Genomic DNA, 11122 nt, shown 5'->3' on the forward strand with positions numbered 1-11122 from the left:
GTTTCCCGCAGGCGTCAGAGGATGTCCGTGCCCGGGTCGAGGCCCAGGAGGACTCGGCCCTGGACTTCCATGTTCACGTTGACCTGGGCCAGGGCGTGGAGCGTGAAGCCCAGGATGTCGCGGTGGAAGCGCTGGAAGGGGACGTCGCGCTTGATGACCGAGGCGCCGCTCGCGGAGTGGAGGAGTTCGACGGCCTCCTTGGCGAGCTGGCCCGCGAAGGCGGTACGGCCGCGGACGATGGCGCGCTCCTCCAGGGTGGGGTCCTCGCCCGCGTCGGCGCGGCGCTGGAGGAGGTCCAGCCACTTCGAGGAGAGGGCCTCCGCCGCGTCGATCTTGTTGGCGGCGGTGGCCACCTGGATCTGGGTGAGCGGGTGCTGCTTCTGGTCGGTCCAGGAGGTGTAGGTGATGCCGCGGCCCGGGAGGCGGTCGAGGAAGAGACCGTAGGCGCCGCGGGCCACGCCGACCGCCATCAGGGCGTAGGCGGACATGATGAACGGGACGACGCCGTACTCGCGGCCCTTCGCGGTGCTGTTCCAGCGGCCGGGGACGCCGGTGCTCATGATCTCGCCGTAGGAGGCCACGCGGTGGGCCGGGACGAAGACGTCCTTGGCCGTGGTCGTGGCGCTGCCGGTGCCGCTGCCCGAGGTGACGTCCCAGTCGTCGGTGATGGACAGCTCCGACATCGGCACGAGGGCGAGGAACTCCTCGGTGGTGCCGTCGGGGTGCTCCAGCATGGCGGCGAGGCCGTCCCAGTCGGCGCCGTGGCAGCCGGTGTTGTAGTTCCAGCGGCCGTTGAGGAGGTAGCCGCCCTCGGTGGGGACGAGGGTGCCCGTGGGGGCGAAGCCGATGGAGACGCGGACCGAGCCTCCCGCGAAGACCTCCTCCTGCGCCTTGTCGGGGTAGAAGGCGGCCATCCGGGCGCCGGTGAGCCAGACGGTCATGGCCCAGCCGGTGGACGGACAGGCCCGGGCGATCTCGGAGATGACCGCGCCCTGGTCGGCGATGCCGAGGTCGAGGCCGCCGAAGCGGGCCGGCACGGCCATGCGGAATACGCCGGCCTCCTCCAGAAGCCGGAGGTTCTGCTCGGGTACCCGGCTCTTCTCCTCGGCCTCCAGGCCGTTCGCCCGGATCACGGGGTGGGCCTTCTCCAACGCGGCGAGCAGGGCGGTGAATTCCGAATTCGTGGCCATCAACGTACCTCCGGCAATTAATCCTGTTTCCTCCTCATGAGGTTTGCAGGAGACCGGGCATTTGCCGTCCACCGGGGCAAGTGGAAGACCATTCGCCGGTAATTGCACGGTGATGAACGGTCGTTGATCGGAGTAGCGTGAGGAGCACCGCTTACCTGCTGGTAAGTACCCACTTTCAAGTAGGTACTTCCCTGGTGGCGAGCGGTGAGTGAATCTGAGTGGGCAATACATTTCGTCCTTGGATAGGAGCTGTGATGGCGGGCAACGACCACGCACCGGTGACGGTCATCGGTCTCGGGCTGATGGGGCAGGCGCTGGCCGGGGCCTTCCTGAAGGCCGGGCACCCGACGACCGTGTGGAACCGTTCCGCGGACAAGGCGCAGGAGCTCGTGGGTCAGGGCGCCGTGCTCGCGGCCTCCCCGGCCGAGGCCGTGGCCGCCTCCGAGCTGGTCGTCGTGTGCGTCTCGGACTACGACGCGATGCACTCGGTCCTCGACCCGCTGGGCTCCGCGCTCTCCGGGAAGGCCCTGGTCAACCTGACCTCCGGCTCCTCGGAGCAGGCCCGGGAGAAGGCCGGTTGGGCGGCCGGCCACGGCGCGAGCTACCTGGACGGCGCCATCATGACCGTCCCGGCCCTCATCGGCGGCGCCGAGACCGTGCTCTTCTACAGCGGCCCGGCCGACGTCTTCGCCGCCCACGAGGCCACCCTCAAGGTCCTCGGCGGCAACACCACCCACCTGGGCGCGGACCACGCGCTGGCCGCGCTCTACGACGTGTCGCTGCTCGGCGTCATGTGGGGCACCCTCAACAGCTTCCTCCACGGTGTCGCGCTGCTGGACACCGTCGGTGTGAAGGCGAGCGAGTTCCTGCCCTGGGCGACCGCCTGGGTCGACGCGGTGAAGGGCTTCGCCACGGACTACGCGGGCCAGATCGACGCGGCCGACGGCAAGTTCCCCGCCAACGACGCCACCATGGAGGTCCACGCCGGCGCCCTCGAGCACCTGGTGCACGAGAGTGAGGCGCAGGGCATCAACCCCGAACTGCCCCTCTTCGTCCAGGGCCTGATGGCACGTACGATCGCCGCCGGTCACGGCAAGAACAGCTACGCCAGCATGGTCAAGGTCTTCCAGCAGCCCAAGGCGTAAGCCCCGCCCAGCCGCCGGGGGTGCCGCCCCCGTCCCCCCGGTGAAGGGCCCGGAACCGCGTGCGCGGTCCGGGCCCCTTCGGGCATGTCCGTTCGCAGGGCCACGGCGGTGAATTCCCGGGCGTCAAGGAAACATCAAACCGACCGTCCCGTATGTCATGATCGCTTCTATGACTCTTTCCTGGCACGAACTCGTCACCGCCGCCACCGACTCCGCCACCGCCCTTCTCGAGAAGTCCGAGGGCGACTGGTCCCGCCCCGCGGGAACGCTGGAATGGAGCTGTCAGCAGACGGTCTCCCACCTTTCCCAGGCGGTCACCGGATACGCGGGTCTGCTGATAGCCCAGCCGAAGGACCGCTACATCACGCTGATGACCCACATCGACGCCGGGGCGCCGGCCGACGCGAAGGCGGAAGGCATCCGGATCGCCGGCCGGATGCTGGCCGGTGTCGTGCGCGAGACCTCGCCCGAGGCCCGCGCCTGGCACCCTTGGGGCACCAGTGACGTGGCGGGTTTCTCCGCCATGGCCGTCACCGAACTCCTCCTCCACAGCCGTGACATCGCCCTCACCTTCGGGCTGGACTGGGAGCCCTCGGACGAGCTCTGCGCCCCCGTGCTGGAGCGCATCTTCCCGGGCGCGCCCACGGGCCACGGCGCCGCCGAGACGCTGCTGTGGAGCACCGGCCGCGGTGACCTGCCCGGTCTTGAGCGCCCGGCGGGGTGGCGCTGGTACGGCGACGTCCGCTGACGAACGCCACGACGAACGACCGAGGTGCCCGGGCGGAGGGATCCGCCCGGGGGCCTCAGCCCGTCATGGAGGACATCCACAGCGGCGCCACGGCACGTGCGTCGCGCGGGGCCGCGACCCGGCTGAGCGAGGTCACCTCGGAGGGCTCCGGGTTGAGCACCTCGCGCTGGAGGCGCTGGAGTTCGGGCGAGGGCTCGAGGCCCAGCTCGTCGTTGAGGATGCGGTAGAGGTTCTGGTACGCCTGGAGCGCTTCCGCCCGGCGGCCGGAGCCGTGGAGGGCCGAGATCAGCTGGCCGTGGAACCACTCGTTGAGGGGGTAGGCGTGCACCAGCAGCCGCAGCTCGGGGATCGACTCGCGCTGCCGGCCGAGCCGGGTCTGGCCTTCTATGCGCAGCTCCAGCGCCCGGATGCGCAGCTCGTCGAGGTGGGCGATGGAGCCCGCGAGCAGGTCGCCGGAGGGGATGCTGGAGAGCACCGGGCCGCGCCACAGGCCCAGCGCCTGGTTGAGGTGGTGGACGGCCGACTCGGGGTCGCCGTCCTGAAGTTCGGAGTGCCCTCGGGCGATCAGCTGCTCGAAGACCTTGATGTCGACCTCGGAGTCGTCGACCTGGATGACATATCCCGGCGCGCGCGTCGCGAGGAGGGTCCGCCCGGCGGCGGCCAGTTCCTCGCCGACGAACATGCGCCGGGCGTGGTAGATGTACGTCTGAAGCGTCGTCAGGGCACTTCGTGGTGGCTTCTGGCCCCAGAGTTCCTGGATCAGCGAGTCCGCCGTGACGATCTCGTTGGGCCGGGTCAGGAGAAGTGCCAGTGCCTGACAGACCTTCGGGGTGCTCGGTACGTAGGTCCGGCCGTCGTCGGCGACGATCTCGAACGGCCCGATGAGGTTGAACCTCACTGCGCACACTCCTGTTCCCGGCGCGACCGATGAACCCCTGCGCCGATCACCTGAAAGGGTGATTCTGACAGTAGGCATGCCAGGTACGGATTCCTACCGAAGGGAGCCAAGAGTGTCATGTTACCTAACGGTAGGTATTTTAATAAGGGTCTACTTTATTGTGCCTCCGCCCGTTGTGCCCGCCCCCTGAGCCGCCGCCCGGACCTCCGCATACCCACGGTACGTACCGCTCAAGGGCGGTACGTACCGTGAGTGGCTGTCAACCCCGCCGCTACTGCGGCTGGTTGCCGTGCTTGCGCGCGGGCAGGGCGGCGTGCTTGTTGCGCAGCATGGTGAGCGCCTCGATGAGCGTGGCGCGGGTGAGCGCGGGGTCGATGACGTCGTCGACGAGGCCGCGCTCGGCCGCGTAGTAGGGGTGCATCAGTTCGTCGCGGTACTCGGCGATCCGGGCCTGCCGGGTGGCCTCCGGGTCGTCGGAGGCGGCGATCTCGCGGCGGAAGACGACGTTGGCGGCGCCCTCCGCGCCCATGACGGCGATCTCGTTGACCGGCCAGGCCAGGGCGAGGTCGGTGCCGATGGAGCGGGAGTCCATGACGATGTACGCGCCGCCGTAGGCCTTGCGCAGCACCAGGGAGATCCGGGGCACGGTCGCGTTGCAGTAGGCGTAGAGCAGCTTGGCGCCGTGCCGGATGACGCCGCCGTGCTCCTGGTCGACGCCGGGCAGGAAGCCGGGCACGTCCACGAGGGAGACCAGCGGGATGTTGAAGGCGTCGCACATCTGGACGAAGCGTGCGGCCTTCTCCGAGGACTCGATGTCCAGCACGCCCGCCAGCCGCTGCGGCTGGTTGGCGACGATGCCGGTGACCTGGCCGCCCATCCGCGCCAGGGCGCAGATGATGTTGGGCGCCCAGCGCTCGTGCACCTCGAAGAAGTCGCCGTCGTCGACGATCTCCTCGATGACCGCCCGCATGTCGTACGCCTGGTTGGGGTCGGCCGGGACGAGGTCCAGCAGGACGTCGTTGCGCCGGTCCACCGGGTCGTACACCGGCTCGGCGGGCGGCATTTCGCGGTTGTTGGAGGGGAGCAGCGACAGCAGGTGGCGCACGTCCTCCAGGGCGGACTCCTCGTCGTCGTAGGCGTTGTGCGCCACGCCGGAGGTCTCGGCGTGGACGTCCGCGCCGCCCAGCCCGTCCTGGGTGATCTTCTCGCCGGTGACCGCCTGGACGACGTCCGGGCCGGTGATGAACATCTGCGAGGTGCCGCGCACCATGAAGACGAAGTCGGTGAGCGCGGGGGAGTAGGCCGCGCCGCCCGCGCAGGGGCCCATGATGACGCTGATCTGCGGCAGCACACCGGAGTTGCGGACGTTGCGCTGGAAGATGCCGCCGTAGCCGGCCAGCGCGGTGACGCCCTCCTGGATGCGGGCGCCGGCGCCGTCGCACAGGCCCACGATGGGCGCGCCCGCCGTCTCGGCCAGGTCCATCAGCTTGTGGATCTTCTGGGCGTGGGCCTCGCCGAGGGCGCCGCCGAAGATGCGGAAGTCATGGGCGTAGGCGAAGACCGTACGGCCCTCGACCTTGCCCCAGCCGGTGATGACGCCGTCGGTGTAGGGCTTCTTGTCCTCCAGGCCGAAGCCGGTGGCGCGGTGCCGGCGGAACGGCTCGGTCTCGGTGAAGGTCCCCTTGTCGAAGAGGAGTTCCAGGCGCTCGCGGGCGGTGAGCTTGCCCTTGGCCTTCTGGGCCTCGGTGGCCTTGGCGCTCGGCCCTTCGAGGATCCGCGTCCGGAGGTCCGCCAGCTCCGCGACGCGTCCGGTCATGTCCGCGGGGGCCGTGGGGGCCGCGGGGGGTGCGGCGGCCGCCTCCGGGGACGGCCGGTCGCTGACGTTCAGCGGCTTATCCTCGACGATGCTCACGGGTGCCTCTCTCCGGTCGGGAAAACGCGCGGCCGCGCCCTGGCTCCGGCCGGGGCGCCCGGCGGTCCCAGCGTGGCGCCCGGCGCTTGAGGCCAGCTCGAACGGTCCTGGAACCCGCGTGCGCGGCAAGGAGGTTCAAGGGCCGTGACATCCGGGCTCCACCGGACCTCGATCCGGTCTCGAGCACCACGAGCCCCGGCGACAGGGCGCCCCTCGACCCCCGCTCTAGGGGTTCCGCACAGGCTTGGGGCGTGCTCACAGAGACGATCTCCCCCGACCTGTTCCGCGCCGCGCTCTCCCGCTGGGCCAGCGGCGTCACCGTGGTGACCACCACCGATGCCGACGGCCGGAACCACGGCTTCACCGCCAGTGCGTTCTCCTCGGTCTCCCTGGACCCCGCACTCGTCCTGGTGTGCCTGGACAACCGGGCGAACTGCTTCGACGCCTTCGACAAGTCGGAGGGCTTCGTCATCCACCTGCTCGCCCAGGGCCAGGAGGGCCTGGCCGGCAAGTTCGCCAGCAAGGGCGCCGACAAGTTCGCGGGGACGGACGTGCGGCTCTCCGAGCGCGGGCTGCCGCTGCTGCCGGGCGCGCTGGCCCGGCTGGAGTGCCGCACCGAGCGCCGGATCCCCGGCGGTGACCACCTGATCCTCATCGGCGAGGTGCACCACGCCGACGCGGGCGACGGCGAGCCGCTCGTCTACTACCAGCGCGGCTTCCACGAGCTGATCCCCGCCGGGGCGACGCTCGGCTGACCCCCGGACCGGGCCGTAGCCCGTGACCGGCCCGCTCAGGCGGCGCCGGCCGCGTCCGCCGGGCCCTCCGCGACCTCCGGCGCGGCCGCCGCCGCGCGCGTGGCCGGGAACGCCTCGGTGCCCGCCATGACCACGGCGAGATGGGCGGCCGACGCGAGCGTCACATGCCGGTGCCAGCCCTGGAACGAGCGGCCCACGAAATCCCGCATGCCCACCTGGTCGGCGACGCGCCGGGCGTCGCGGTCGGCCACGGCGGTCAGCCGGGTCAGCCGCAGCAGCGCTCCGATGGGCAGGTCGGTCGCGTCGGTCAGCCATAAGCGGGCCTGCCGGCGCTCGCCCCCCGCCCATTCGCCGATCAGGCGCATGGGCCGCCAGGGGTTGCCGTCCGGGCGTCCCGCGCGGTCGCGCGGGGGGCGGGGGAGCAGCACGGGGACGATGGTGGCCACGGTGTCGCGGCGGTCGTCGCGGGTGAGCGTCCACTCGGTCGGGCGGCGCAGCCGTTTCACGGCCTCCAGTAACTGCCCCGCGGTCGTCGTCCGCTCGCTGTAGCCCTGGAGGGCGGAGCCGTCGGCCCGCAGCCGGGTGCCCGGGTCGACGCGCATCAGCAGCGGGGCGCCCAGCGACTCCAGCCGGCGGGCGCACTCGGCGGCGTCCAGCCCGTCGACGTTCACCACGACGGGCACCCGTCCCGGCGACTCCCCGCCGGCCCGGGGCGCCAGCTGGCTGACGCAGTCCTCGGGGGTGGCGGTGCGCACGGTGGCGGGGATGCCCGCGCCCCGGCGCCGCTCGGCGTCGGCGAGCCAGCTCTCGGTCAGCAGCAGCCGCCAGTCGACGGGCACGGCGTGGGTGCCGGAGACCATCCAGGCCCCGTACGCCTGCTGGCTGTTGACCGTCTGGCCCAGGTCGGGCAGGAAGCGCGGCTCGACCCCCACCGAGTGGACCCCCGCCTTGGGGATCACCGTGGGGCGGACGACCCAGGCCTGTGGCTTCAGGAGCCGCTCGGTGTGACGCGCCAGGGCCTGGCGCACCGGCCGCCACTCCCAGGACGAGTCGCTGATGAAGTGGTGGACGCTCTGCCGGGCGGTGGCCCCGCCGATCTGCGCCGCGATGTTCCGCAGCGTCTTGCGCCCCTCGGCGGCCAGCAGGCCGCGGACGTACTGTTCGGCCCGGAGGCGCTGGTCGCTGCGCTGCAGCGACGCGAAGAGCGTGGTGCGCAGCTCCGCCAGCACCTGTTCCGGTGCCCGGTCACCCAGGCTGCCTGGACGGCTCGAGTCCGTACCCATCATTCCCCCCACTGCGATGGCCGGACGGCCGACCTCCGAAGCATGTTGATCCGCTGTGCGTGTTGGTTATGCGTAACGGGCCTGGTACGAGCAGGCGGATATCCCCCCAGACCGGGACTTGTCACTCCTCGGGCTGACTACTGTAAATAAACCATACGAACGGTTTCACCGGGTGAAGGTTTGGCCAATGGTCGGGGTCCGTTCGGTCGCCCCCCTGGCGAGCCGGTCCGGTCCCCGTCCTTGGCCGCCGGGCTCAGGCGCCGGCCGTGTCGCCCTCGCCGGTCTCGCCGGAGCGGGCCGCCTCGTGCAGCCGCAGCGGCCGGTCCGGGGCGACGTCGAGCCGGGCCAGGACGGCCGGAACCGCGATGTTCGGCAGCAGCATCTGGTACATCAGGGAGATCTCGTGCACCAGGGCGTCGCCCCGCCGGTGGGGGACCTCCTCGGCGATCAGCTGGACGCCCGTCCAGGCGCCCACGAGGAAGCGCGAGGTCTCGTACGGGTCGACGTGGGCCAGCAGCTCGCCCCGGGTCTTGGCGTCGGCCAGCAGATCGGCGCCCACCGTGATCCAGTCCGGCCACTTGGTGCCGAACAGCTTCCGCGCCCGCTGGTCGACCGACAGCCGCAGCGAGGCCCGCAGCAGGGGCTCCCTCGGCATGCGGTGGGCGAGCAGCAGCGAGGTGTCGGCCAGCTCCTGGAGCTTGAATTGCTGCGGCAGCACGCCTTCCGTGGTCACCGCCGTGTCCAGGACGCCGCGCGCCAGATCCTCCTTGGAACTGAAATGGAAGTAGAGGGCGCCCCTGGTCACATCGGCCCGGGCCAGGATCTGGGAAATGGTGGCCGCTTCATAGCCGCACTCGTCGAAGACGATTCCGGCGGCTTCCAGAATCACCTGACGGGTCCGCTTCGCGCGCTCCTGCTGTGCCACGGAAACCCCCTCCTTCTGTTCGGCTACCCCAGGGTTGATTTGTACCAATGGGTAGGTATCCTCGGCGGCGAGTGCCCGCCCAGGCTCAATCCCACGCATCGGCGACCCAGGGGGGATCATGTCCGCAACGGTGCAGCAATCCTGCACGCTGGAGCCCGGAATTCCGAAATCGGCCGGGGCTTCGGAGGCGGCAACCGTACCGTCCCCCCGGTCTCCCGGCGGACCGGCGCCCGGACTTGCCACCGGACCGCCGGGTAAGAGAATCGCCAAGGAACTGGTGCACCTCCACGACGCGGCGGCCGTCCTCGTGGTGGACTGGGTGCGCCGGGGCCCCGCGGAATTCACGCTCACGGTGGAGTGGCCCGCCTCGGCGGCCGGCGACCGGCCCGATCCGGAACTGGCCGCGCATACCCTCCGGCAGTGTGGACTCGCTATTTCGCACGCCGAGTTCGGTGTTCCGCTCGACCATCAGTCGCTCTTGCGGAAGCTGGACTTCAGCATTGCGCCCACGGCGAGACCGGAAGGAAATGATCCACTACTTCTCAGAGTGGATCTGCGGTGTTCACCGGAGAATGCCCGCGATGCCCGCGGCCATGGCTGCGAGGTCATGGATTTCACGGTCCGCGCGGGTACCCGGACGATCATCCGCGCCCGGTCGCTGGCCACCTGGATTTCCCCCGGCGTCTACCGCCGGCTGCGCGGCGCCCACCTCTCGCCGCGCTGGGGCGAGTGGGAGATACCCCCGCCGCTGGCGCCATCGGCCGTCGGCCGCGCCCGGCCCGGCGAGGTCGTCCTGGCCGCCGGCGACGGCCCGGACCGCTGGCGGCTGCGCAACGACCCCGCCAACAAGGAGATGTTCGACCACCCCGTCGACCACGTCCCCGGGCTGGCCCTCTTCACCGCCGCGTGCCAGGCGGCCCGCGCCGCCCGGACGGCCGCCTCGGCCGGTGACCTCCCGGCGGGAACGGTCGAGGTGACGATGGCCTACAGCCGGTACGTCGAGTTCGACGCGCCCTGCTTCCTGGAGACGGAGCGAGTGGCGGCGGAGGGCTACGAGGTCACCGGGGCGCAGGAGGGCGAGGCCGCCTTCCGCATAGGGCTGCGGTACGGGGCGCGAGCCGGGGCCGCGGTCGGGGCCGGAGGCGCCGCCGGTTGACCGACACTACCTCTGCTTCTTGCGGGCGTCATGACGCGGAGTGTCGCCGCAGCCGGACAAGCGCTGCCGGAGCGATGTGAACGCGTGTTCCTGTGGTCGCCAGCGTGGCTGCGGGGGCTGGGTATGCCCGCTACACCTACCGGCTCCGCTTGTCGTCCGCCGCCTCCGCCGCCCTGGGGGCGGAGTGGGACCGGTGCCGGTGGGTGTGGAACGAGTGCGTCTGCCGGTGGGTGTGGAACGAGTGCGTCGCCAAGGCCAAGGCCGTACACCTGCACAACAAGGCCACCGGCCGGAAGGCCACGTGCGGCCCGGCTCAGCTCGATCGGATGCTGACCGAGGCCCGTGCTCGTACGCCGTGGTTGCGCGAGGGCTCGTCGGTTCCCCGGCAGCAGGTCATCCGCGACTTCGGCCGCTCCCGCGCCAAGGCGCACAAAGACATCACGGACCGCCTGCCCATGGCGCGCCGGGCCGGAATGCCGAAGTGGAAGACCAAACGCGAGGCACTACCGACCCTCAACTACACCCGGCGCGGGTTCCGGCTGAAGGACGGCAGGCTGTACCTGGCCGGGGGCATCGTCGTCACGGTGGTGTGGTCGCGGGAACTGCCGGCCGAGCCGTCCTCAGTGCGCGTGTACCAGGACGGCCTGGGGCGCTGGTACTGCTCGTTCGTCGTCCCCGCCCAGGTCCAGCCCCTGCCGGAGACCGGCCGCGTACTCGGTGTCGACTGGGGCGTGAAGCAGACCGCGACGACCACGTCCGACACGCACGATCTGCCGCACGCCGAGCACGGCAAGAAGGCCCGGGCGAAGCTGGCCCGGTACGACCGGATGATGGCCCGCCGCAGGCCGCAGAAGGGCCGTCCCGGGTCGAAGGGCTACCGCGAGGCGAGGAAACTACGAGCGAAGGCGCACAAGAAGGTCGCGAGGCGGCGTGAGGACACCGGCCGTAAGTGGGCCAAGAAGGTTGTCCGCGACCACGACGTCATCGCGGTCGAGGACTTCCGTCCGAGGTTCCTGGCCAAGAGCACCATGGCCAGGAAGGCCGCCGACGCCGCCATCGGCGCCACCAAGACGGCCCTGATCGAGCAGGCCCGCAAGCACGGGCGCACCC

Annotated in this window: 10 protein-coding genes; 5 read left to right on the forward strand and 5 right to left on the reverse strand. The window is 71.0% G+C overall.

The annotated features are described in order from the left end of the window. Positions 1 to 14: 14 nt before the first annotated feature. On the reverse strand, positions 15 to 1190 hold the full coding sequence (locus tag ACX9I7_RS23525; RefSeq protein ID WP_459388409.1) for an acyl-CoA dehydrogenase family protein: 1176 nt from the start codon (positions 1188 to 1190) through the stop codon (positions 15 to 17). Positions 1191 to 1444: 254 nt separating this feature from the next. Here ACX9I7_RS23525 and ACX9I7_RS23530 point away from each other — a divergent pair, with 254 nt between their 5' ends. Further along, the gene (locus tag ACX9I7_RS23530) at positions 1445 to 2335 is read left to right on the forward strand and encodes an NAD(P)-dependent oxidoreductase (RefSeq protein ID WP_189455882.1); all 891 of its coding nucleotides are present in this window, start codon (positions 1445 to 1447) and stop codon (positions 2333 to 2335) included. 169 nt (positions 2336 to 2504) lie between these two features. After that, complete coding sequence (locus ACX9I7_RS23535) at positions 2505 to 3083, forward strand: maleylpyruvate isomerase N-terminal domain-containing protein (RefSeq protein WP_126915294.1); 579 nt, start codon at positions 2505 to 2507, stop codon at positions 3081 to 3083. 55 nt (positions 3084 to 3138) lie between these two features. Here ACX9I7_RS23535 and ACX9I7_RS23540 read toward each other — a convergent pair whose 3' ends face one another. Beyond that, positions 3139 to 3981, reverse strand: a complete 843-nt coding sequence (locus tag ACX9I7_RS23540) for an AfsR/SARP family transcriptional regulator (RefSeq protein ID WP_189455879.1) — start codon at positions 3979 to 3981, stop codon at positions 3139 to 3141. A gap of 271 nt (positions 3982 to 4252) precedes the next feature. Continuing rightward, positions 4253 to 5797: an acyl-CoA carboxylase subunit beta gene (locus tag ACX9I7_RS23545; RefSeq protein WP_358634152.1), complete on the reverse strand. Its 1545-nt coding sequence runs from the start codon at positions 5795 to 5797 to the stop codon at positions 4253 to 4255. A 347-nt stretch (positions 5798 to 6144) separates the two neighbouring features. Here ACX9I7_RS23545 and ACX9I7_RS23550 point away from each other — a divergent pair, with 347 nt between their 5' ends. Continuing rightward, positions 6145 to 6648 carry a flavin reductase family protein gene (locus ACX9I7_RS23550; RefSeq protein ID WP_189455876.1) on the forward strand — a complete coding sequence of 168 codons (504 nt, stop codon included), beginning with the start codon at positions 6145 to 6147 and terminating at the stop codon, positions 6646 to 6648. 35 nt (positions 6649 to 6683) lie between these two features. On the opposite strand, the gene ACX9I7_RS23555 is transcribed toward ACX9I7_RS23550, so the two are convergent. Then, positions 6684 to 7931 (reverse strand): IS701 family transposase, encoded by a 1248-nt coding sequence (locus tag ACX9I7_RS23555; protein WP_459388410.1) that lies wholly within the window; start codon positions 7929 to 7931, stop codon positions 6684 to 6686. 253 nt (positions 7932 to 8184) lie between these two features. After that, the gene (locus tag ACX9I7_RS23560; protein WP_387573501.1) at positions 8185 to 8856 is read right to left on the reverse strand and encodes a ScbR family autoregulator-binding transcription factor; all 672 of its coding nucleotides are present in this window, start codon (positions 8854 to 8856) and stop codon (positions 8185 to 8187) included. 118 nt (positions 8857 to 8974) lie between these two features. Here ACX9I7_RS23560 and ACX9I7_RS23565 point away from each other — a divergent pair, with 118 nt between their 5' ends. Next, a complete protein-coding gene (locus ACX9I7_RS23565) occupies positions 8975 to 10012 on the forward strand; it encodes a ScbA/BarX family gamma-butyrolactone biosynthesis protein (RefSeq protein ID WP_387573503.1) in 1038 nt (345 codons plus the stop codon). Positions 10013 to 10116: 104 nt separating this feature from the next. Then, the coding region (locus ACX9I7_RS23570; protein ID WP_459388411.1) for an RNA-guided endonuclease InsQ/TnpB family protein at positions 10117 to 11122 on the forward strand (1006 nt) is incomplete at its 3' end.

The sequence above is a fragment of the Streptomyces sp. L500 genome (genome assembly GCF_054551825.1).

What these genes read in the sequence shown, in the direction of transcription:
- ACX9I7_RS23525 (WP_459388409.1), bottom strand. Translation starts at nt 1,190, where the DNA reads ATGGCCACGAATTCGGAATTCACCGCCCTGCTCGCCGCGTTGGAGAAG.
- ACX9I7_RS23530 (WP_189455882.1), top strand. Translation starts at nt 1,445, where the DNA reads ATGGCGGGCAACGACCACGCACCGGTGACGGTCATCGGTCTCGGGCTG.
- ACX9I7_RS23535 (WP_126915294.1), top strand. Translation starts at nt 2,505, where the DNA reads ATGACTCTTTCCTGGCACGAACTCGTCACCGCCGCCACCGACTCCGCC.
- ACX9I7_RS23545 (WP_358634152.1), bottom strand. Translation starts at nt 5,797, where the DNA reads ATGACCGGACGCGTCGCGGAGCTGGCGGACCTCCGGACGCGGATCCTC.
- ACX9I7_RS23555 (WP_459388410.1), bottom strand. Translation starts at nt 7,931, where the DNA reads ATGGGTACGGACTCGAGCCGTCCAGGCAGCCTGGGTGACCGGGCACCG.
- ACX9I7_RS23565 (WP_387573503.1), top strand. Translation starts at nt 8,975, where the DNA reads ATGTCCGCAACGGTGCAGCAATCCTGCACGCTGGAGCCCGGAATTCCG.